A 20954-nucleotide genomic window follows, 5' to 3' on the forward strand; every position below is an offset into this window, starting at 1 on the left:
ATGTCCGAATTGTTCTCGATTACAGCAATTCCCTACTTTCGGTGGAACGAGGACAGCGGATGAGATTCACCGAGATTTCCGACTACCAGGTCCGGCCGGGGCGGCTCACCGAGTGGCGGCCACGGGCCGAGGAGGCCGCGTGGGTGGACGACCCCAGGCCGCCCTCCTACGTTCAGGAGGCGCACCTGCGCAACGCGCGTGCCCAGCGGGACAGCGGGCGGGGCACCCCCACCTGGCTGGCTACTGCCTTCGAGTTGCCGGGCAGGCTGGACCCCGAGGCACTGGAATCCGCCCTGCTGGCCTGGACCGACCGGCACGAGACCCTGCGTAGCAGCTTGCGCTGCGTGCCCTCCCCGCGTGGCGGGACCGATCTGCGCCGCCGCACGCTGGCCGGCGGGGCGGTGTCGATCGAGCGGCGGCTCATCGGCGAGGTCGCGCGTGCCGACGAGGTCGGCAAACATGTCGAGGAACTGTTCGACCATGCGACGAGCCCGCTGGACTGGCCGCCGTACGTGTTCGTGACCGTGGAGCGGCCGGACTCCTCGACCATCTACCTCGGCCTGGACCACACCAATGTGGACGGTTACTCGATACTGCTGATCGCGCACGAGATTCGTGAACTCTACGCGGCGGCCGTCGCGGGCGACCGGGCCGAGCTGGCGGAGACCGGAAGCTATCTGGAGTTCAGCAGGCTGGAACGGGACGAGGCGAGCGTGATCGGTGGCGAGCACGAGACCATCGCCGCCTGGCGGGAGTTCGTGCGGACCGAGGGCGGTGAGCTACCCGCGTTCCCGCTCGCGGTCGGCGGCAGGCAGGAGGTGCCGGTGCCGCAGAGCAGCACCTGCACCTGGCTGCTCGACCCGGACCAGGCCGACTCGTTCGAAGCCGCCTGCCGCAAGGGTGGGGAGGGCTTCTTCGCCGGCGTACTCGCCTGCCTCGGCATCGCCGGGCACGAGGTCAGCGGCAGGCCGTCCTTCCGTGCGCTCGCGCCGTTCCACACCCGCAGCGAAGCGCGGTGGGCGGCCTCCCTCGGCTGGTACATCGGGCTGATTCCGCTGCATATCCGGGTGGCGGGCGAGGGGAACTTCCACAACCTGACCAGGTCCGCCGCCGCGGCGGCGCGGGACCGGCGCCCGATGGCGAAGGTGCCCTTCGCCAGGGTGTGCGAGGTGCTCGATCTCCCGCTGGAGCCGAGATTCGTCGTATCCTATATGGACATGCGGCGCACACCGGGCGCGCGGGAGTGGCGGGAGTGGAACACCTGCGCCTTCCACAGCAGGATGACCGGATCGGACGAGGTCTATGTCTGGATCCACCGTAACCACGAAGGCGTCTACGTGACCTGCCGGTACCCGGACACCGAGGCGGGCAACCGCAACGTCCTGCGCTATATCGGGCACCTGCGCAGGGTCATCGACGAGATCGCGGCACGCGGTAGCTACGCCATCGCCGGGCTGCCCGCCATCCCGCCCGCCGATATCGCCATTCACTGGTAGCCCGCTCCGCCCACCGGCACAGCGACGCGAAAGGAACACACCATGTTGATGACGCCGATCCTCGGCTACGAGCCGAGACCGGGCCGCCTCGTCGAATGGACCCTCGACGAGCGGACGCTGGCCGCCGCCGAGGTCGCGCCGGCACACCCGTCCCCGCCCTCCTACGTTCAGGAACGCCACATCCGGCGGGCACTGGCCAACGAGGAGTCCGGCACGGTGCAGTCGCCGTGGCTGGCCACCGTGTTCGACCTGCCGGGAAGGCTGGACACCGCGGCGATGGGTGCCGCGATCGAGAAGTGGATCCGCCGGCACCCCACCCTGCTGACCTGGTTCGGGGTGGAGGGTGACGACCTGCGGCGGCACGCCGTGCCCGCGGACACCCTGTCCCTGCACACCACCGAGATCGGCGAGTTCAGCGAGGCCGCCGCGATCCGGGAGTACCTGCTCGACCGGTTCGATGTGGAAACGAACCCGTTGCGCTGGCCGCCTTTCGTGTTCGGCACGATCCTGCGGGAAGATTCGTCCACTGTGTACTTCGCGGTGGATCACTCGCACTCCGACGGCTACTCGATCATCCTGGTCTTCGACGAGCTGCGCACCCTGTACCAGGCCGAGTTGGACGGCACGGAAGCCGAGCTGCCGGAGGTGGGTAGTTATGTCGACTTCTGCCGGCTGGAGCGCGAGCGCGCCGCGCGGATCACCGCGAACTCACCCGCCGTGCACAGGTGGTTGGAGTTCTGGCTCGCGGGCGGCGGGCAGCCGCCGAGGTTCCCGCTGGATCTCGGGGTCACGGCGAACGGCAGCTACCCCGCCGTGCCGTTCGAGATCGACCTCTTCGACGCGGCCGAGGCGGACACGTTCGCCACGGCCTGCAAGGACCTCGGTGGTGGTTTCTCGGCGGGCCTGCTGGCCGCGATCGGCATCACCAACCGCGAGCTGGCCGGTCAGGACGACTATCGCGGGCTGGCCGTTGTGCACACCCGGGACGAGCCCCGCTGGGCCGCGACGCAGGGCTGGTTCATCAACCTCGTCCCGGTGCGGTTCCCGGTGAGCGGCCGCTTCGACGAGGTGATCGGGCAGGCCCAGTCGGCTTTCTCCGCGGCGCGGGAACTGGCGGGCGTGTCCGTGCATCGAGTCGCGGAGGTGGTCAGCGAGGGGCTGAACACCGGAGCCGATCCGCGCGCCGTGCTGCCGATGGTCTCCTACATCGATACCAGGGTGGCGCCGGGCTCGCGGGACTTCGAGCAGGCCGACTGCCGGGTACTCGGCGGCCCGGGGGACAGTCACGACGTACCGATCTGGGTCAACCGGTTGTGGGGCCGCACCTACCTGAAGGCAAGCTACCCGGACACCCCGCGGGCGCGGGCGAACGTGCCCCGCTACCTGGAGCACCTGCGCGAGGTGCTGCGCGCCGTCGTGCGCACCGGGGGCTACCGGGTCGGTGAGCTGGAGCCGACGGCGGCCGGCGGGTAGATGCGGGTCACCACGATCGAGCACTACACCCCGGAACCGGGCGAGGTGATCGAGTGGTCGGCCACCCCGGCCACGCGCGCCGCGGTGACAACCGCGGCGCGCAGCCCGATCCCGCCCTCGTTCAACCAGCGGTTCCACTTCGAGACCGCCCGGCGCCGCGACCCCGGGCCGGGCACCTGGCTGGCGCTGGCCTTCGACCTGCCGGGGCGGGTCGACCCCGCGGTGCTGCACGACGTGTTCGAGTACTGGCTCCGCCGGCACGAGACCCTACGCAGCGGCTTCCACGCGCGGACGGGCGAGATCGAACGCTTCGTACTGCCACCCGAGCGCGTCGCCCTCGACCGGGAACACCTCGGCGAGTTCCCGACCGCGGACGGGCTGCGGGCGCACCTGCGGGGGCGGCTGGACGCCGTGTGCCGCCCCACCCGCGACTGGCCATCCTCTCTGCTGGCTGCGATCCTGCGACCGGATCGCAGCACGGTTTTCTGCGGGTTCGACCACCGCGACGTGGACGGCTACTCGCTGGCCATCGCCGTGCACGAACTCCAGGAGCTCTACCGGCCCGGCTCGGCCGAGCTACCGGAACCGGGCAGCTTCCTGGACTTCTGCGCCGCGGAGCAGGCCGACCCGGTGCCCGACCCCGAGCACGAGGTGGTGCGGGCCTGGGACGAGTTCCTCGCCGCCTGCGGCGGGACGCCCCCCGCCTTCCCGCTCGAGCTCGGGGTGGAGCCCGGGCAACCGGTGGCCCAGGCCGCCGACTGCCGCCCGCTACTGGACGCCGGCGGCGCGGCCGAGTTCGAACGGGCCTGCCGTGCGCTCGGCGGCAGCATGTTCACCGGTGTGCTGACCGCCACGGGCCTGGCAGCCCGGCGGCTCGGTGCGGGCGGGGTGGTACGGCTGCTCACCCCGATGCACACCCGCACCGATCCGCGCTGGGAGAACGCCATCGGCTGGCTCACCACGGTCGCCCCGATGGCACTCGATGTCCGAAGTGGACGATTTTCCAGCGCGCTACCGCTGGTGCACCGGGAGTTCCGCGAGGCGCTCGACCTCGGCCGGGTCCGGGCACCGCTGGTGCTGGCGGCGCTCGGACCGCGGTTCCGGCGCGGCAGCGACGACGTGTTCATGGTGTCCTACACCGACTACCGTCGATTCCCGGGATCGGCGCGACACGTCGAAGCGAATGCCCAGCACATCAGCAACGTCACGGTGGCCGACGACGCCCAGTTCTGGGTGTCCCGCACGCACGAGGGACTCTTTCTCCGCTCGCGCTACCCGGGCACCGACCTCGCGACCCGGCAGGTCACCGCGTTCACCGACACCCTCGCCCGGCTCCTGGCCGTGCCGGGATGAGTCAGCGGGAACACGGGGCCGTGGAGCCACGGTGGAACACCCCGGCACAGGCGGGTGGCGGTTTGTCCCCCTCGTGCAACATGTGGTCCGGGTAGACGTTGTAGCCGATCCCGCAGTCGCAGAAGCCTCCGCGATCCTGCAATTCCCGTTCCAGTCCCCGGCCATCCGGGGCGCAGGCGTCGCGCCAGTGTTTCGCCCAGCGCAGCGTGTTGTCGCAGCCGAACTCGTCCAGCATCCTGCTCACGTAGCAGGGCAGGCATTCCCGCTCGAGCCGGCGGGTCAACTCCCCGCCCGCGGCTTCCAGGTACGCCTCGGCTTCGGTGGCCGCGGTGGCTGCGGTGGTGTTCTCGTCTCGCATGATGTTCTGTAGGGTCTCACCGCGCATGACATGTTGATCTTGCGTGACCTGCGGTTTCTCGGTTGTCTCACCGCGATGTCACCCCGGATCAGTCCCAGATCCGTGGCATTTCTCCGGCTGCACGCCGGACGTATCGCGTGCAGTGGCGGTCGGCAAAGAGGATTCAGATCATCTCCTTGGTCATGTCCGGCCAGGTGAAGGCGTCGCCATCCGTGACAGGGACGGCGTCGTGGAACCGCGCGATAGGAGAAGCGTGGCCGCTCCGGCGCACCTTCTGGTAACGTCATGTTTCTAGAAACATACTGTTACTGAATGGGTGGCGGGGTTGTCCAGGTTGACGCGGGCGCAACAGCAGCAACGCACGCACCAACGGTTGCTGAAGGCGGGGCGGGCGGTGTTCGTGCGACGCGGTTTCCTCGCCGCAACGGTGGAGGAGATCGTGGCTGAGGCCGGCTACACGCGAGGTGCGCTGTACAAGCACTTCGGTGGCAAGGAGGGCCTGTGGCTGGCGATCACCGAAGCCCAGGCCGAGGAACACCTGCTGCACCTCGGGGATCGTCTCGACAACGCGTCCGATCGCGACGAGCTGATCGCAGCGCTGATTCCCGGCGGGTCAGCGTTCGGCGAGGACGAGCCCCGGTGGAGCGTGGCTGCCTACGAGTTCGTCGCCTGGATAGCCGATCAGCCGGAACTCTCCGCCACCGTGGTCACCGCCCAGCGACTCCGTGAGGAGCGGATCGTCGAGATGCTGGAGCGCAACTGCGCCCGCCTCGGCATCCAGCCCGCCATGCCGTTGCCGCAGGTAGTTGTGCTGGTCGGCGCACTCGGCGGCAGTCTCGCCCTGCGTCGCGCGGTCGATCCGGCCACCGACGTGCGGACCATCGGAGCCGGTGTCATCGCTGCCGTGTTCCCGATGCCGTCAGAGAAAGGAACATCGTGAGCGTCCAGTTCGCCTGCAATGGTGACATCGAGATCGCCTACGAAACGTTCGGTTCCGCGCCCGGCCGCCCGCTGCTGCTGCTTCACGGTGCCGGGGCACCGATGCTGGGCTGGCCGGAGGCGTTCTGCGCGGCGCTGGTCGAGCGGGGCTTCCACGTCGCCCGGTGCGACAACCGGGACGCCGGTCGTTCCTCCCGCGCGACCCGGCCCTACACCGTCGCGGACATGGCCACCGACGGGTCGTCCGTACTGGACGCGCTGCACTGGCCCGCCGCACACATCGTCGGCATGTCCCTCGGCGGGATGATCGGCCAGGTCATGTCCGCGCGACACCCGGACCGGGTGCTGAGCCTGACCTCGATGTGCTCGGCGCCGGACGCGTCTATGTGGCGGACCAAGATCAGCGTACTGTTGCGGTTCTTGGCGCTGAACTGCCGGAAACCGTCCGGACCGGACGCCGCCGGCGAGCGAATGGTCAAACTCCACCAGCTCGTCGGCTCGACCGGCTACCCGCAAGACGAGGACTGGATACGTCGAATCGGCCGCGAAGCCCACGCACATCGCACCGACTTCGCCGCCGCCCGCCGCCAGGCCGCCGCGGCCCGTGCCTCCGGTAACCGGCGGGCGGAACTGTCCACGATCACAGCACCCACCCTCGTACTCAGCGGAGACGCTGACCCGTTGCAACCACCGCGAGCGGGAAAAGCGACCGCCGACGCCATCCCAGGAGCGCGATTCGTCAGCTACCCCGGCATGGGCCACGATCTGCCACCCGCATTATGGCCCGCGATCATCGACGACATCGACGACATCGCCACGACCCGGACCGGCCGCTGACAGACAAATCCTCATCGCGATGTCGCATATAAAACCCATACGGCACCGCTCGTCAGATTACGACATAAGCCGCGAGACCCTACACATCTTGTAGGGTCTCATCGTTGGCGCCATATCGATCTTGATTGGCCTGCGGTTTTCCTGTTGTCTCATGGCGATGCCATAAAGATCATTCTCAAATTCGTGGCATTCCATGATTGCGATCGCGGCGAACTCTGTTTCCTATGCCATATCTCGGTTGACGACCTCGGGATGATCGTCGGCGTGAAGATGCACGCGGATGAGGTAGACATCGACGAGTCGCTCGTGCGCCGGTTGGTGGCCGGGCAGTTCCCGGAGTGGGTGGGCCTGCCGATCGAACTGGTGGCGTCGTCAGGCACGGACAACGCGATGTTCCGGCTGGGCACCGACCTGGCCGTGCGGATGCCTCGCATGACGGGTGCGGCGAAGGACGTCGCAGCGGAGCAGAAGTGGGTGCCGCTGTTGGCGCCGCACCTGCCGGTCGCGGTGCCGACGCCGGTCGCGTGCGGCGAGCCGGCGGAGGGTTATCCGTACCAGTGGACGGTATGCCGGTGGCTGCCGGGCACCAATCCTGCCGTGGACGACCTTGCATCACCCGAGCAACTGGCTAGGGATCTCGGGGCGTTCATCGTTGCGCTGCGGTGCGTCGACCCGGTCGACGCACCGCCCGCGGGCCGTGGTGTGCCGCTGGCGACGCGGGACAAGTCGACCAGGGCGGCCATCGCCGCGTCGGATGGGCTTATCGACACCGCCGCAGTGACCGCGGTGTGGCAGGACGCGATGCGCATCCCGGCGTGGTCCGGCAGACCTGCGTGGACGCACGCGGACCTGTCGCCCGGTAACCTGCTGGTTCGCGACGGCCGCCTCGCTGCCGTGATCGACTGGGGTATTGCCGGCGTCGGCGACCCCACCGTGGACCTCATCGTCGCGTGGAACCTGCTGCCGGTCTCTGCCCGGCTGGCATTTCGCGAGGTGCTGGCAGCCGACGATGACACCTGGCATCGCGGCCGGGGCTGGGCGCTATCAATTTCGCTGATCCAACTGCCATACTACCAGCACACGAATCCGGCACTGGCAGCCAACTCCCGCCACGTGATCGCCGAGATCCTCGCCGACGCCGGGTGACAGTATTTACGCCGGAACGAATCTCAGCACTCTGTCGCCGTTGCTGGCTCGGCCGAGCATGGCCAGGACCGGAAGTACTTCTTGCGCGAATTTCTCGCCGGCGGGAGTAAGCCTGATGGCGCGAGAATCCGGTGCCGTTTCCCCGTCAACCTCAACCTTGACCGGAATGTCCGCCACGGCAATGCTAAAATCAGGGCGTCTGCGTCGACCATGAGCCACGGCTGTACGACTGGTGAGGAACTGTCGGCGGGTCGGTAACAGACGATCGCCGACACGGGATCCATCGCACCCGCCATCACTGCTCCCTCGCAACGAGTAGCCGCTGACGAGGACACAGTCCCACCGGCCACGCATGCCGACCCGGAGCTACGTCGGCATGTCGACGACACCACCCAGACAGCCCAGTCTCAACCACGCTTCATAAATGAACCAGAGATGAAGCGGTCGCTGAGAAAATGAAGCCAGCCGTGGGACCCTACATGTTCCTTGCCTTTCCTCCTCGATCCGGTCGAGATCCTGGGTACCAGGGGAGGCCGACGGTTCCGCTGCCATCCGGCGGCGAACCCGGGAGGATGGCCGGGAAATGGCGAAAAGAACACTCGTTCGGGTGTCGAAGCGCCTGCCGAAGCATCCGGCGATGGCCAGGTCGGTGGTCCGCTGGAAACCGGGGGTGGAGAACCGACCGGGCTGGCGGCATCACGTTAGACTCACGGACATGACGGACGTACTTCCCGCACCGGACACACCGTTCGGCGACCGGGTCCGGCAGCGACTGCGGACAGAGCCGGTGATCTGGCTGGTTACGGTCGGCGCGGACGGGACGCCGCAACCGAATCCGGTGTGGTTCCTGTGGGAGGACGGGGACACCGTGCTCACCTACAACCTGCCGAGCGCGTACCGGATGACGCACATCCGCGACCGCCCGCGGGTGTCCCTGCATTTCGACAGCGACGGAGACGGCGAGGACATCGTCATCCTCAAGGGAACCGCCCGGTTCGCCGAGGACCAGCCGTCCGCGCTGGAGACACCGGCCTTCCTGGAGAAGTACCGGGACGGCATGGTGCGGGTGACCGGCAGCCCGGAGCGGTTCAGCGAGACCTACTCGGCCGCGGTGCGGATCCGGATCGAGAAGGTCCGCGGGTTCTGAGCCCGCCGCACGGGCGCTCAGGCCAGGCGGGGCGGCCGGGGCCTGCGCAGGAGTCGCCTGCCGACCTCGAGCAGGTGGCGGCGCAGCGTGTCGTCGTCCAGCTCGGTCATCGCCGGCGCACCGCCGGCCAGCCCGATCCCCGCCAGCGCGACATGCGCCGTGACCACGTCCCCGGCGTCCGGATCGGGCCCGAGCAGGATCCCCATCAGCCTGCTCTCCAGGTCCTGCTCGCCGTGCAGCGAGGCCTCGACCGCGCGGGCGATACCGGGGTCGCTGCTGAACAGCGCCAGTAGCCGCCGATGCCGCACCACGACATCGACGAACCCGGCCAGCAGGTGATCGACCTGCGCCCCGTGGCGCCGCTTGGCGGCCGCCTCGTCGATGACCACGTCCAGTTCGCGCAACGCCGGTTCGGCCACGGCCTCGGCGATCTCGCTCTTGGCCTTGAAGTGGTAGTAGACGGCCGCCTTGGTCACCCCGAGCGCATCGGCGATCATCTGCAGCGAGGTGCCTTCCACCCCGTGCTCGGTGAACAGCCGTAAGGCCGTGGCCAGCAACCGGGTGCGGGTGTCCTCGGTGCCACCGGCGCCGGCTTCGACCGTTCCAGCGGTACCGGCTGTCATCCCAACCTCCTCGTCAGCAGCAGGACGACAGTACGCCCGGGCGCCGTCGAGGACAAGTCACACAGCTAGCCGATCGGCTAGCTGCGCCCTAGCCGTGCGGCTAGTCACATACTAGCCGATCGGCTTGGCGGGCACTTGCCGTTCGGCTAGTTTGGTGGGGACCCGACAGCAGGACGGCATACGAACGGAGTCCTTGCCCGTGGCCACTTTCCTCTACCGGCTCGGCCGGCTCTCCTTCCGGCGACGCAAGCTCGTCGCGGGGATCTGGATAGCGATCCTGGCTGTTTTCGGCATGGGCGCGGTCACGCTGTCCGGCCAGCTGAGCAACTCGATCTCCATCCCGGGTACCGAGTCGCAGCAGGCGATCGACCATCTTTCCGAGCGTTTCCCGCAGGCCGCCGCCGGCGGCGGGACCGCTCGGGTGGTCATGGCGGCGCCGGAAGGGGAAACCTTCGCCGATCCGGCCAACCGCGCGGCCGCCGAGCAGGTGGTGAACCAGTTGCGCGGCGCGCCCGAGGTGGCGAACGTGGCGGACCCGTTCCAGGCCAAGGCGGTCTCGCCGGACGGCAGCGTCGCGCTCGCCCAGGTGAGCTACGAGGTGATGGGCTTCGAGCTGTCCGAGGCCGACCGCGACGCGCTCATGGCCGCGGCCGATCCCGGACGGGCAGCCGGACTGCAGGTCGAGTTCGGTGGGGACGCCGTCCAGGGGATGCCGGAGACCCAGGCCACCGAGGTACTCGGGGTCGCGGTGGCCGCCGTGGTGTTGCTGATCACCTTCGGCTCGCTGATCGCGGCCGGCCTGCCGCTGCTGACCGCGCTGGTCGGGGTCGGCATCGGAATGGCGGGCGTCATGATCACCTCGGGCTTCACCGAGCTGAACTCGAACACCCCCATCCTCGCCCTGATGATCGGCCTCGCGGTCGGCATCGACTACGCGCTGTTCATCGTGTCCCGGTACCGGCACGAGCTGAGCCTCGGTAGAGATCCCGAGCAGGCCGCGGGCCGGGCGGCCGGCACCGCGGGTTCCGCCGTGGTCTTCGCCGGGCTGACCGTGATCATCGCGCTGGCCGGCCTCGTGGTGGTGGGCATCCCGTTCCTCGGCGAGATGGGGATCGCGGCCGCGGTCACCGTGGCCATCGCCGTGCTGATCGCGCTCACCCTGCTGCCCGCGGTGCTCGGCTTCGCGGGCAAGCGGGTACTCGGCGGTCGCATCCCCGGCCTGCGCAACCGGGAGCACTCCGACAAACCGACCCTGGGCAGGCGCTGGGCCACGCTGGTCGCGCGGCGCAGGGTGCCGGTGCTGCTCGCGGCGCTGGCCGGCCTGGTCGTGGTCGCGATCCCGGCCACCGACATGCAACTCGGCCTGCCCAACGACAGCAATGCCGCGCCGGAGTCCACCCGGCACAAGGCCTACGAGTTGGTCAGCCAGTCCTTCGGGGAGGGTGCCAACGGGCCGCTGACCGTGGTCGTCGACACCGGCGAGGACGCGGGCGCGCAGCAGGCGGCCCTGCAGGCCGCGCAGCGCATCAACGGGCTGGACGACGTCGCCACCGTAGCCCCGCCGACGGTCAACCCGCAGGGCAACACGGCGTTGCTGTCGGTGATCCCGCAGAGCGGGCCGAGCAGCCAGGCGACCGAGGATCTGGTGGCCGCCATCCGCGACCAGGCCGGTCCGCTGCGGTCGGCCACCGGCGCGGACCTTTCGGTCACCGGGCAGACCGCGATGAACATCGACGTATCGGAGAAGCTGGCCGACGCGCTACTGCCCTACCTCGCGCTGATCGTCGGGCTGGCGTTCCTGCTGCTGATGCTGGTGTTCCGGTCGATCATCGTGCCGCTGAAGGCCACCATCGGCTTCCTCGGCTCGGTCGCGGCCACCTTCGGCGCCGTGGTCGCGGTGTTCCAGTGGGGCTGGCTGAACGACCTGCTCGGGGTGGACTCCACCGGGCCGATCATGAGTATGCTGCCGATCCTGCTGATCGGTGTGCTGTTCGGCCTCGCCATGGACTACCAGGTGTTCCTGGTCACCAGGATGCGTGAGGAACACGTGCACGGCGCCGAACCGAACCAGGCGATGATCACCGGGTTCCGGCACGGGTCGCGGGTGGTCGTCGCCGCCGCACTGATCATGATCAGCGTGTTCGCCGGCTTCGTGCTCGCCGACCAGGCACTGATCCAGTCGATCGGCTTCGCGCTGGCCTTCGGGGTCGCGGTGGACGCCTTCGTGATCCGGATGACGGTCGTGCCCGCGGTGATGTCCCTGCTCGGCCGGGGCGCCTGGTGGATCCCCGGCTGGCTGGACCGGCTACTGCCGAACGTGGACGTCGAGGGCGAGAAGCTCACCAAGGCGCTGGACGGGGACCCGGACACCGAACGCAGGGAACTCCAGCCCGCGCGCTAGCCGGACAGCCAGACGACGGCGCCACCGACCGCGAGGACGGCCGCGACCCCGAGCAGGATCGCGAACGCCTTCGCGGTCTTCCACATGCTGTACACCCCGCCGACCAGGAAACCGGCGAGCGCGAGCAGCAGCACCGCGATCCACTCGTTGGACACTCAGAGCACACCCTTCGTGGACGGGACGCCGCCCGCGCGCGGGTCCGGTTCGGTCGCGGCGCGCAGGGCCCTGGCCACCGCTTTGTACTGTGCCTCGGCGATGTGGTGCGGATCGCGGCCGTGCAGGACCCGCACGTGCAGCGCGACCTGGGCGTGGAAACTCATGCTGTCGAACACGTGCCTGGTCAGCACGAACGGGTAGTTCCCACCGATGGTGAAGGTGTTGAACTGTTCCGGCTCGCCGAGGTGCACGCAGTACGGCCGACCGGACACGTCGATCGCGGCGTGCGCCAGGGTCTCGTCCATCGGGATCCAGGCGTCGCCGAATCGCCGGATGCCCTTCTTGTCGCCGAGCGCCTCGCGGATCGCCTGGCCGAGCACGATCGCGGTGTCTTCCACCGTGTGATGCGCGTCGATGTGCACATCCCCGCTCGCCTCGACCCGCAGGTCCAGCGAGCCGTGCACCCCGAAGGAATGCAGCATGTGGTCGTAGAACGGTACCCCGGTGGTCACCTCGACCTTCCCGGTCCCGTCCAGGTCCACCTCGATCCGGATCGAGGACTCCTTGGTGGTCCGCTCCACCCTGCCGATCCGGCTCATCGCGGAACCTCCTTGCTCGCCGCCAGGAACGCGTCGTTCTCCTCCGGTGTGCCGATGGTGACCCGAAGGTGTCCCTCGATACCGACGTCCCTGATCAGCACTCCGTTGTCCACATAAGACCTCCAGGACACGGGCGCGTCCGCGAAAAGTCCGAACAGGACGAAATTGGCGTCGCTGGGAACCGGGGCGAAACCGAGTCCCCGCAACGCCTCGACCACCCGGTCGCGCTCCGCGGCGAGCCGGGCGACCGAGGCGAGGGTCGCGCCGGCGTGCCGCAGCGCGGCACGTGCCGCGGCCTGGGTCATCACCGAGAGGTGGTACGGCAGCCGCACGAGCTGCAACGCGTCCACGATCGCGGGTGCCGCGGCCAGGTAACCGACCCGCCCGCCGGCGAAGGCGAAGGCCTTGCTCATCGTCCGGGACACGACCAGCTTCGCCGGGTAGTCCTCGAGCAGCCGCACGGCGCTCGGTTGCGCGGAGAACTCCGCGTAGGCCTCGTCCACCACCACGATTCCCGGCGCGGCGCGCAGCACCGGCTCCAGTTCGGACAGTGGAATGGAACCGCCGGTCGGGTTGTTCGGGCTGGTCACGAACACCACGTCCGGCCCGCGCTCGGTCACGATCTCCGCGGCCCTTGCCGCGTCCAGGGTGAAGTCCGGCCGGCGCGGGGCCGGCAGCCACTCCGTGCGCGTCCCGGCGGCGATGATCGGGTGCATCGAGTAGGAGGGCTCGAAGCCGAGCGCGGTGCGTCCGGTGCCACCGAAGGCCTGTAGCAACTGCTGCAGGATCTCGTTGGAACCGTTGGCGGCCCAGAGGTTCCGTTCGCTCAGCGGGACGCCGGTGGCGCCGGAGAGGTAGCCCGCGAGGTCCCGGCGCAGCTCGACGGCGTCCCGGTCCGGATAACGGTGCAGGTCCGCGGCGGCCTCCCGCACGGCCGCGGTCACGTCCTCGACCAGCTCGCCGGGCGGCGGGAACGGATTCTCGTTGGTGTTCAGCCGGACCGGGACCTCCAGCTGCGGCGCGCCGTACGGGGTGCGGCCCCGCAGGTCCTCCCGCAGCGGCAGATCCGCCAGCCGCACGTCATCGGAGCTCATCGGGTCGCCTCCGGGAACCGGGCGGTCACGGCCTCGCCGTGCGCGGGCAGGTCCTCGGCCTCGGCGAGCGAGACCACCTTGTCCGCCACCGCACGCAGCGCCTCGGCGCTGTAGTCCACCACGTGGACACCGCGCAGGAAGCTCTGCACGGACAACCCCGAGGAGTGCCGCGCGAAGCCACCGGTTGGCAGCACGTGGTTGGATCCGGCGCAGTAGTCACCGAGCGATACCGGGGCGTACGGGCCGACGAACACGGCGCCGGCGTTACGCACCCGCGCCGCCACGGCCCTGGCGTCGGCGGTCTGGATCTCGAGGTGTTCGGCGGCGTACGCGTCCACCACCCGGAGTCCGTCGTCCACAGTGGACACCAGCACGGTGCCGGACTGCTTGCCGCGCAGTGCTTCGGTCACCCGCTCGGTGTGCTTGGTGGCCGCGACCCTGCGGCTCAGCTCGGCGTCCACCGCGTCGGCAAGCGCCTCGGATGTGGTGACCAGCACGCTGGCGGCCAGCGTGTCGTGCTCGGCCTGGCTGATCAGGTCGGCCGCGACGTGCACCGGCGCGGCGGTGTCGTCGGCGAGGATCGCGATCTCGGTGGGCCCGGCCTCGGAGTCGATCCCGATCAGCCCGCGCAGCATCCGCTTCGCCGCGGTCAGGTAGATGTTGCCCGGCCCGGTCACCTGGTCGACCGGCTCCAGCGAGGTGCCGTCGGTGTCGGTGCCGCCGAAGGCCAGCAGCGCGACGGCCTGCGCCCCGCCGACCGCCCACACCTCGTCCACGCCGAGCAGCGCGGCCGCGGCCAGGATCGTCGGGTGCGGCAGGCCACCGAACTCGGCCTGCGGCGGGGAGCACACCACCAGCGAGCCGACGCCCGCCACCTGCGCGGGCACCACGTTCATCACCACGCTGGAGGGGTACACGGCGAGGCCGCCGGGGGCGTACAGCCCCACCCTGGCCACCGGCACCCAGCGCTCGGTGACCGTGCCACCCGCGGTCACCTCGGTGGTGACCTCGGCGCGGCGCTGGTCGGCATGCACCAGCCTGGCCCGCTCGATCGACTCCTCGAGCGCCGCGCGCACGGTCGGGTCCAGCTCGGCCAGCGCCCGCTCCAGCTCGGCGGCCGGCACCCGCACGCCGCCGGGCCGCACGCGGTCGAACCGCTCGGTGAACTCCAGCACGGCGGGCACCCCGCGGTCGCGTACGGCCTCCACCACCGGCCGCACCTGATGCAGCGCGGCGTCCACATCGACCTCGGCGCGCGGCAGCGTGGCGCGCAGTTCGGCGGGCGAGGGGACGCGACCCCGCAGGTCGGTGCGATTCAGCATGACCCCAAGGGTACGAGGTGGCCGGTGGGCACCGGCGCATACCGGCATACTCGGGGGAGCCGGACGTCGAGACCCCGGAGGTGACCGTGCTGCGTATCGGGCTGTGCCAGCTCACGTCGAGCGACGACCCCGCGGAGAACCTGGACCTGATCAGGGCCGAAGTGGCCAAGGCCACCGGCGAGGGCGCCAGGGTGGTGGTGTTCCCGGAGGCGATGATGGCCAGGTTCGGGGTGCCGCTGGCCCCGCTGGCGCAACCGCTGGACGGCCCGTGGGCGAGCGCGGTGGCCGAGGTCGCGCGGGAGCACGATGTGCTGGTGGTCGCCGGGATGTTCACCCCGGACGGGGACCGGGTGCGCAACACCCTGCTGATCACCGGGAACGGGGAGCACCGCGGCTACGACAAGATCCACCTGTACGACGCGTTCGGCTTCCGCGAGTCGGACACCGTGGCGGGCGGCTCCGACCCGCTCACCCTCGAGCTGGACGGGGTCACGCTCGGGTTCGCCACCTGCTACGACGTACGTTTCCCCGAACTGTTCCAGGCGCTGGCAGGGGACGGCGCCGCGGCGGTGGTGCTGCCCGCCTCCTGGGGCGCGGGGACGGGCAAGCGGGAGCAGTGGGAGCTGCTGGTCCGGGCCCGCGCGCTGGACTCCGGTACCTGGGTACTCGGCTGTGGGCAGGCCGACCCGGCGGCCACCGGGGTGCCGGTGAGTCCGAAGGCACCCACCGGCATCGGCTACTCCACGGTGGCCGACCCGTTCGGCGGCATCCACACGCAACTCGGCGCCGGCTCCGGGCTGCTGGTCACCGAGGTGGACCCGGAGCTGGCCGCCAAGTCACGTACCGCGACGGCGGTGCTGGCCAACCGGCGGCTGCCCCGCTAGTACACCGGCGGCTGGTACGCCTGCGAGGCGATGCCCTCCTCGATCGCCAGCCTGGTCAGCTCCGGCCTGCGCCTGCGCCCGGTCTTGTCCCTGATCCGGTCCAGGTAGGACCGGACGGTACGCACGCTGATCGCCATGGCCTCCGCGATGTCCTGGTCCCGCTCCCCCGCCGCGAGCAGGGAGAGCACCTGCCTCTCCCGTTCGGACAGCACGAGCTGCTGGCCACTCCCGCGCTCCCGGGCCGAGCTGAGCACGAACGAGGCCAGCATGGGCGAGACGTAGGAGTTCCCGGAGGCGATCTGCCGGACAGCGCCGAGGATCTCCTCGCCGTCGGAGTCCTTCGAAAGGTACCCGCGGGCGCCCGCGGTGACGGCGGCCAGCACCTCCTCCTTGCCCGCGTGCGCGGAGACCACGAGCACCCGGTGCCCCATGCCGGCCACCTCCATCACCGCGGCGCTGTCGGCCACCCCGCGCAGCTTGAGGTCCAGGACCACCACGCCACCGGGCGGCTGTCTGCGCATCGCGAACTCGCCGACCGACTCGGCAACGACACCCAGCTCGATGTCGGCCGCCTCCTCGAGCACGCGCGCCACGGCCTGACGGTACAAGGGATGATCTTCGATCACGCCGACCCGGATGCGGGCCGGAACAGCGGTTGTCGTCTCCGTCACTCCGCTATCGTCCCCGCCCGGCGGCCCTTTTTCCATTCCCATGGTGCGTTATGTTGCGTTCTGGGCCGTTCGGGGACACTACATACGCCAATCGGCGGTGTACTGTACTCAGAGTCTTATGCGGTCTCGCGCGACGAGGGTTATAGATCCATGCCGAGGTCCAGCGCGGGTGCCGAGTGCGTGAGGGCACCGACGGCGAGATAGTCCACCCCGGTCCTGGCGTAACCGGCCGCGTCCTCCATGCGGAGCCCGCCGGACGCCTCGAGCCGGGCGCCGGGCGCCGTCCGGTCCCGGTAGCGCACGGCGCGGGCACAGTCCTCCTGGGTGAAGTTGTCCAGCAGCACCTCGTCCGCGCCCGCGCCCAGCGCCTCGAACAGCTGGTCGAGGTCATCTACCTCGACCTCGCAGGCCAGACCCGGCGCGCGGGTGCGGGCCCGGCGCAGCGCCGCGGTGACCGAACCGGCGGCGACCACGTGGTTGTCCTTGATCAGCACCGCGTCGCCGAGCCCGAACCGGTGGTTCACCCCGCCCCCGCAGCGCACCGCGTACTTCTGCAGCGGGCGCAGGCCGGGAAGGGTCTTGCGGGAGTCCCGGACGGCGCACGCGGTGCCGGCCACGGCGGAGACCCAGGCCGCGGTGGCGGTGGCGACGCCGGAGAGATGGCAGAGCAGGTTCAGCGCGGTACGTTCGGCCGTGAGCAGGCCGCGGACCGCACCGCGCAGCACCAGCGCCGGTTCGCCGGCCACCAGCTTGTCCCCGTCCGCGCGCCGGTCCAGCACCTCGTAGTGCGGCCCGAGCACGGCATCGAACACCGCCAGCGCCACCGGGAGGCCGGCGAGCACCCCCGGCTCACGCGGGGTCAGCGCGGCTGTGCCGACCGCCTCGGCAGGCACCGTGGCCTCGGTGGTCACGTCCGGGCCGTAGCGCAGGTCCTCGGCCAGCGCGGTGTCCACCACCCGGCGCACCTCGTCCGGATCCGGCTCCTGGAGGTTCATGCGCAGACCGCCTTGTTCGCCGGGACCGGGTCGGCGAGCACCGGCTGCCCGGACGGACTCAGCCGGATCAGCTGGCTGCGCCGCCAGTACGCGTCGTCCCGCTCGGCGAAGTCGGTGCGCACGTGGCAACCGCGGGATTCGGTGCGCCGGGCGGCCGCGGCCACCAGCGCACCGGCGATCAGCGTGAGCGCGGCGTCCTCCACCGCCTCGGGCGTCCACATCGGACTCTCGCGGGCGGAGAGGTCGAGCACCGACCCGACCACGGCCAGCCCGTCCGCGTCCCTTCCGATGGCGGCATACCGGCTCATCACCCGCTGCAGCCGGTCCCGCTGTGCCACCGGCGCCACCTCGCTCGCCGGGGGCCTGCCGTGCCGCGGGTCCGGCAGCAACCCTGCCGCCAGGTCCGCGGCGACGGCCGCCGCGGCTCGCTCGCCCAGCACCAGGCCCTCGAGCAGGCTGTTGGAGGCCAACCGGTTGGCACCGTGCAAGCCGGTCCTCGCCACCTCGCCTGCCGCGTAGAGGCCACGCACCTCGGTGCGGCCGTCGGTGCCGGTGACCACGCCGCCGCAGGCGAAGTGCGCGGCCGGGGTCACCGGGATGGCCTCGGTCGCCGGGTCCACCCCGGCGGCGCGGCAGGCCGCGTGCACCGTGGGGAACCGGCGGGCGAACCCGGGAATCCCGGTGGCGTCGAGGAAAACGTGATCGTCGATGCCACCCGGCGCCCGCGCCATCCGGCGGGTGACGGCCGCGGACACCACGTCCCGCGGCGCCAGGTCGCCGAGTGGGTGCACCCCGTGCATGACCGGCCGGCCCGCGCCGTCCACCAGCACGGCGCCCTCGCCGCGCACCGCCTCGGTGACCAGGGGGCAACGGCCGCGCGCGCCGGGGGTGTACAGCACGGTCGGGTGAAACTGCACGAACTCGACGTCGGCGGCCAGTGCCCCGGCGCGCAGCGCCAGCGCCAGGCCGTCGCCGGTGGCCACCTCGGGGTTGGAGGTCGCCTGGTAGAGCTGGCCGAGGCCGCCGGTGGCGACCAGCAGCGCCGGCGCGCGCAGCACGCCCGGCACCCCGGCCGGGTCCAGCACGGTGACCCCGGCGACCTCGCCGAGCGGCGTGCGCAACGCGTCCACCGCGATATGCCGCTCCAGCACCGGAACCCGCCTGCCCGCGGCCGTGGTGACCAGTGCGCGCTCCACCTCGGCGCCGGTGGCGTCCCCGCCTGCGTGGATCACCCGGAAGGCGCTGTGCCCGCCTTCCCTTGTCCTGGCCAGGCCCGGTCCTTCGGCCGAGGGGTCGAACCGCGCGCCGCGGGCACGCAGCCGGGACACCGCGGCAGGCCCCCGGTCCAGGATGGCCCGTACCGCGGCGGGTTCGCTCAGGCCGCCGCCCGCGGTCAGCGTGTCGGCGGCATGCCTGGCGACCGAGTCGCCCTCCTCCCGCTCGCCGTCCAGCACGACGGCGACGCCGCCCTGTGCCCACCGGGTGTTCCCGTCCCCCACCTCGGCCTTGGTCACCACCAGCACGCGCAGGCCGAGCTCGCGGGCGCGCAGCGCGGCGGTCAACCCGGCGACCCCGCTGCCGAGCACGATCAGGTCCGCCCGCGCCTCCCAGCGGGGAGTTTTCGACTCAGAGATGTTAACCGGCATCATTCGCCGCCGCCGGGAGTGCCGATCTCGATCATCCGGCGCACCGAGGCCCGTGCGCGTTCCGCCGTGACCTCGTCCACATGCACCTCGTCGGCGCCCACCCGCAGCGAGCGCAGCAGCGCGGCCGGCGTGATCATCTTCATGTAGCGGCAGGACGCCCGCTCGTTCACCGCCCGGAAGTCGATCTCGGGTGCGGCCTTGCGTAGCTGGTGCAGCATGCCGACCTCGGTGGCCACCAGCACCGAGCTGGCCCTGGTGTCCCGGGCGGCACGCACCATGTCGCCGGTGGACAGGATCTTGACCTTCTCCGCGGGGACCGCGCCCTCTCCCGCGAGGTAGAGCGCCGAGGTGGCGCAGCCGCACTCCGGGTGGATGAACAGGTCGGCGTCCGGATCGGACGCCGCGCGCTCGGCGAGCTCCGGGCCGTTGATCCCGGCGTGCACATGGCACTCACCGGCCCAGATGTGCAGGTTCTCCCTGCCGGTCTTCCGCTTGACGTGCGCGCCGAGGAACTGGTCCGGGCAGAACAGCACCTCCCGGTCGGCCGGGACGGACGCCACCACGTCGACCGCGTTGGACGAGGTGCAGCAGATGTCGGTTTCGGCCTTCACCTCGGCCGTGGTGTTCACATAGGAGACCACGACCGCGCCGGGGTGCGCGGCCTTCCACTCGCGCAGCTGGGTGCCGGTGATCGAGTCGGCAAGCGAGCATCCGGCCCGCGCGTCCGGGATGAGCACGGTCTTGTCCGGGGAGAGAATCTTGGCGGTCTCCGCCATGAAGTGCACCCCGCAGAACACGATCGTGGAGGCATCGCTGGCCGCGGCGAGCCGGCTGAGCGCGAGCGAGTCTCCGGTGTGGTCGGCGATCTCCTGGATCTCCGGCAGCTGATAGTTGTGCGCCAGCAGCACCGCGTTGCGTTCCTCGGCGAGCCTGCGCACCTCGTCCGCCCACGCCGCGTCCGGCTCGACCCCGCCCATCGGGGTGAGCTCGTCGGACTCCAGAGTCATCGTGTCGGCCATCGGGACCTCCTAGACTGCGTCCGGTTTTCGTCTTACAATCGAAAACCGTGCGTAGCCATATTAACAGCAGTGCCCCCCTGGCACACGAGGTTCTGGCCGCGGTGCTTCAGGTGCGTTCCGCCACACTGCGGGTCCTGCTGTGGCGGCGCGCCCTCGACCCGCACATCGGCCGCTGGTCACTGCCGGGTGGCAGGCTGCGCCCGGACGAGGACGTGGAGACCTCGATCCGCCGGCAGCTCGCCGAGAAGGTGGACGTCAAGCAGCTCACGCACGTGGAACAGCTCGCCGTGTTCAGCGCACCGCAGCGGGTACCGGGACCGCGGGTGGTGGCCACCGCCTTCCTGGGGCTGGTGCCCACCGGGGTGGACCCGGAGGTGCCGGAGGACACGGCGTGGCACGCGGTGGACACGCTGCCGCGCACGGCCTTCGACCACGAGGCGATCGTGCTGCGCGCCCGGGACCGGCTGCGGGCGAAGCTGAGCTACACCAACCTGGGCTTCGCGCTGGCGCCCACCGAGTTCACCATCTCGGCGCTGCGCGAGCTGTACTCGGCCGCGCTCGGCTACCGGGTCTCGGCCACCAACCTGCAACGTGTGCTGTCCCGGCGCGGGCTGCTCTCCCCGACCGGTGGCACCGCACCCTCCGGCAGGGCGGGCGGCAGGCCCGCGGCGCTGTTCAGCTTCACCGGCGAGGGGATGCAGGTGACCGACCCCTTCGCGGTGTTCCGGCCACCGGAGAAGCAGGCCGGGCGTGGTCGCCGGTCAGCACGCGGCCCCACCTCGTCGTAACGTTGAG

Annotated in this window: 20 protein-coding genes; 10 read left to right on the forward strand and 10 right to left on the reverse strand. The window is 70.6% G+C overall.

From position 1 onward, the window contains the following. The first annotated feature begins 59 nt into the window (after window positions 1-59). Genes FB471_RS09070 through FB471_RS09080 form a run of 3 tightly spaced genes read left to right on the forward strand, consistent with a single transcriptional unit; the run spans window position 60 to window position 4322 of the window. Window positions 60-1496, forward strand: a complete 1437-nt coding sequence (locus FB471_RS09070; protein WP_141996876.1) for a condensation domain-containing protein — start codon at window positions 60-62, stop codon at window positions 1494-1496. Window positions 1497-1538: 42 nt separating this feature from the next. Beyond that, complete coding sequence (locus tag FB471_RS09075) at window positions 1539-2969, forward strand: condensation domain-containing protein (protein WP_141996877.1); 1431 nt, start codon at window positions 1539-1541, stop codon at window positions 2967-2969. Then, a complete protein-coding gene (locus FB471_RS09080) occupies window positions 2970-4322 on the forward strand; it encodes a condensation domain-containing protein (RefSeq protein ID WP_141996878.1) in 1353 nt (450 codons plus the stop codon). It begins immediately after the preceding gene. Between the two features lies 1 nt (window position 4323). On the opposite strand, the gene FB471_RS09085 is transcribed toward FB471_RS09080, so the two are convergent. Further along, window positions 4324-4707 carry a DUF2695 domain-containing protein gene (locus tag FB471_RS09085; RefSeq protein WP_141996879.1) on the reverse strand — a complete coding sequence of 128 codons (384 nt, stop codon included), beginning with the start codon at window positions 4705-4707 and terminating at the stop codon, window positions 4324-4326. A 289-nt stretch (window positions 4708-4996) separates the two neighbouring features. Between FB471_RS09085 and FB471_RS09090 the strand changes: the two genes are divergently transcribed. The 4 genes from FB471_RS09090 to FB471_RS09105 all read left to right on the forward strand — a co-directional run bounded on the left by FB471_RS09090 (window position 4997) and on the right by FB471_RS09105 (window position 8749). Continuing rightward, window positions 4997-5620, forward strand: coding sequence for a TetR/AcrR family transcriptional regulator (locus FB471_RS09090; protein WP_246076311.1), 624 nt, complete (start codon window positions 4997-4999; stop codon window positions 5618-5620). Beyond that, window positions 5617-6456, forward strand: a complete 840-nt coding sequence (locus tag FB471_RS09095) for an alpha/beta fold hydrolase (RefSeq protein WP_211357993.1) — start codon at window positions 5617-5619, stop codon at window positions 6454-6456. The genes FB471_RS09090 and FB471_RS09095 overlap by 4 nt, the downstream gene beginning before the upstream one ends. Window positions 6457-6639: 183 nt before the next feature. After that, complete coding sequence (locus tag FB471_RS09100; protein WP_342779414.1) at window positions 6640-7602, forward strand: aminoglycoside phosphotransferase family protein; 963 nt, start codon at window positions 6640-6642, stop codon at window positions 7600-7602. 715 nt (window positions 7603-8317) lie between these two features. Then, window positions 8318-8749 carry a TIGR03667 family PPOX class F420-dependent oxidoreductase gene (locus tag FB471_RS09105; protein ID WP_141996881.1) on the forward strand — a complete coding sequence of 144 codons (432 nt, stop codon included), beginning with the start codon at window positions 8318-8320 and terminating at the stop codon, window positions 8747-8749. Between the two features lie 17 nt (window positions 8750-8766). Here FB471_RS09105 and FB471_RS09110 read toward each other — a convergent pair whose 3' ends face one another. Further along, a complete protein-coding gene (locus FB471_RS09110; RefSeq protein WP_141996882.1) occupies window positions 8767-9372 on the reverse strand; it encodes a TetR/AcrR family transcriptional regulator in 606 nt (201 codons plus the stop codon). A 199-nt stretch (window positions 9373-9571) separates the two neighbouring features. On the opposite strand from FB471_RS09110, the gene FB471_RS09115 reads away from it, so the two are divergent. Continuing rightward, window positions 9572-11773, forward strand: a complete 2202-nt coding sequence (locus tag FB471_RS09115) for an MMPL family transporter (protein ID WP_141996883.1) — start codon at window positions 9572-9574, stop codon at window positions 11771-11773. Here FB471_RS09115 and FB471_RS34035 read toward each other — a convergent pair. The 4 genes from FB471_RS34035 to hisD are packed head-to-tail and all read right to left on the reverse strand — an operon-like array spanning window position 11770 to window position 14944. Beyond that, window positions 11770-11928 (reverse strand): hypothetical protein, encoded by a 159-nt coding sequence (locus tag FB471_RS34035; protein WP_170220759.1) that lies wholly within the window; start codon window positions 11926-11928, stop codon window positions 11770-11772. The genes FB471_RS09115 and FB471_RS34035 overlap by 4 nt on opposite strands. Next, the gene (hisB, locus tag FB471_RS09120; protein ID WP_141996884.1) at window positions 11929-12528 is read right to left on the reverse strand and encodes an imidazoleglycerol-phosphate dehydratase HisB; all 600 of its coding nucleotides are present in this window, start codon (window positions 12526-12528) and stop codon (window positions 11929-11931) included. Continuing rightward, complete coding sequence (locus tag FB471_RS09125) at window positions 12525-13622, reverse strand: histidinol-phosphate transaminase (protein WP_141996885.1); 1098 nt, start codon at window positions 13620-13622, stop codon at window positions 12525-12527. Before FB471_RS09125 ends, hisB begins: the two co-directional genes overlap by 4 nt. Then, the gene (gene hisD, locus FB471_RS09130) at window positions 13619-14944 is read right to left on the reverse strand and encodes a histidinol dehydrogenase (RefSeq protein ID WP_141996886.1); all 1326 of its coding nucleotides are present in this window, start codon (window positions 14942-14944) and stop codon (window positions 13619-13621) included. The genes FB471_RS09125 and hisD overlap by 4 nt, the downstream gene beginning before the upstream one ends. Window positions 14945-15030: 86 nt before the next feature. Between hisD and FB471_RS09135 the strand changes: the two genes are divergently transcribed. Further along, window positions 15031-15828, forward strand: a complete 798-nt coding sequence (locus FB471_RS09135) for a carbon-nitrogen hydrolase family protein (protein ID WP_142001690.1) — start codon at window positions 15031-15033, stop codon at window positions 15826-15828. On the opposite strand, the gene FB471_RS09140 is transcribed toward FB471_RS09135, so the two are convergent. From FB471_RS09140 to nadA, 4 genes are all read right to left on the reverse strand, one after another. Beyond that, window positions 15825-16535, reverse strand: coding sequence for a LuxR C-terminal-related transcriptional regulator (locus tag FB471_RS09140; RefSeq protein ID WP_142001691.1), 711 nt, complete (start codon window positions 16533-16535; stop codon window positions 15825-15827). The two genes, FB471_RS09135 and FB471_RS09140, sit on opposite strands and share 4 nt — an antisense overlap. Window positions 16536-16639: 104 nt before the next feature. Next, window positions 16640-17494, reverse strand: coding sequence for a carboxylating nicotinate-nucleotide diphosphorylase (gene nadC, locus FB471_RS09145; RefSeq protein ID WP_141996887.1), 855 nt, complete (start codon window positions 17492-17494; stop codon window positions 16640-16642). Beyond that, window positions 17491-19140, reverse strand: coding sequence for an L-aspartate oxidase (locus FB471_RS09150; RefSeq protein ID WP_141996888.1), 1650 nt, complete (start codon window positions 19138-19140; stop codon window positions 17491-17493). Before FB471_RS09150 ends, nadC begins: the two co-directional genes overlap by 4 nt. Beyond that, window positions 19140-20147 (reverse strand): quinolinate synthase NadA, encoded by a 1008-nt coding sequence (gene nadA, locus FB471_RS09155; RefSeq protein ID WP_142001692.1) that lies wholly within the window; start codon window positions 20145-20147, stop codon window positions 19140-19142. The genes FB471_RS09150 and nadA overlap by 1 nt, the downstream gene beginning before the upstream one ends. 89 nt (window positions 20148-20236) lie before the next feature. On the opposite strand from nadA, the gene FB471_RS09160 reads away from it, so the two are divergent. Beyond that, window positions 20237-20947: an NUDIX hydrolase gene (locus FB471_RS09160; protein ID WP_425457100.1), complete on the forward strand. Its 711-nt coding sequence runs from the start codon at window positions 20237-20239 to the stop codon at window positions 20945-20947. The last annotated feature ends 7 nt before the right edge of the window (window positions 20948-20954 follow it).

The sequence above is a fragment of the Amycolatopsis cihanbeyliensis genome (assembly GCF_006715045.1).
Classification (GTDB): domain Bacteria; phylum Actinomycetota; class Actinomycetes; order Mycobacteriales; family Pseudonocardiaceae; genus Amycolatopsis; species Amycolatopsis cihanbeyliensis.

What these genes read in the sequence shown, in the direction of transcription:
- FB471_RS09070 (WP_141996876.1), top strand. Translation starts at nt 60, where the DNA reads ATGAGATTCACCGAGATTTCCGACTACCAGGTCCGGCCGGGGCGGCTC.
- FB471_RS09075 (WP_141996877.1), top strand. Translation starts at nt 1,539, where the DNA reads ATGTTGATGACGCCGATCCTCGGCTACGAGCCGAGACCGGGCCGCCTC.
- FB471_RS09080 (WP_141996878.1), top strand. Translation starts at nt 2,970, where the DNA reads ATGCGGGTCACCACGATCGAGCACTACACCCCGGAACCGGGCGAGGTG.
- FB471_RS09085 (WP_141996879.1), bottom strand. Translation starts at nt 4,707, where the DNA reads ATGCGCGGTGAGACCCTACAGAACATCATGCGAGACGAGAACACCACC.
- FB471_RS09105 (WP_141996881.1), top strand. Translation starts at nt 8,318, where the DNA reads ATGACGGACGTACTTCCCGCACCGGACACACCGTTCGGCGACCGGGTC.
- FB471_RS09110 (WP_141996882.1), bottom strand. Translation starts at nt 9,372, where the DNA reads ATGACAGCCGGTACCGCTGGAACGGTCGAAGCCGGCGCCGGTGGCACC.
- hisB (WP_141996884.1), bottom strand. Translation starts at nt 12,528, where the DNA reads ATGAGCCGGATCGGCAGGGTGGAGCGGACCACCAAGGAGTCCTCGATC.
- FB471_RS09125 (WP_141996885.1), bottom strand. Translation starts at nt 13,622, where the DNA reads ATGAGCTCCGATGACGTGCGGCTGGCGGATCTGCCGCTGCGGGAGGAC.
- hisD (WP_141996886.1), bottom strand. Translation starts at nt 14,944, where the DNA reads ATGCTGAATCGCACCGACCTGCGGGGTCGCGTCCCCTCGCCCGCCGAA.
- FB471_RS09140 (WP_142001691.1), bottom strand. Translation starts at nt 16,535, where the DNA reads ATGGAAAAAGGGCCGCCGGGCGGGGACGATAGCGGAGTGACGGAGACG.
- nadC (WP_141996887.1), bottom strand. Translation starts at nt 17,494, where the DNA reads ATGAACCTCCAGGAGCCGGATCCGGACGAGGTGCGCCGGGTGGTGGAC.
- FB471_RS09150 (WP_141996888.1), bottom strand. Translation starts at nt 19,140, where the DNA reads ATGCCGGTTAACATCTCTGAGTCGAAAACTCCCCGCTGGGAGGCGCGG.
- nadA (WP_142001692.1), bottom strand. Translation starts at nt 20,147, where the DNA reads ATGACTCTGGAGTCCGACGAGCTCACCCCGATGGGCGGGGTCGAGCCG.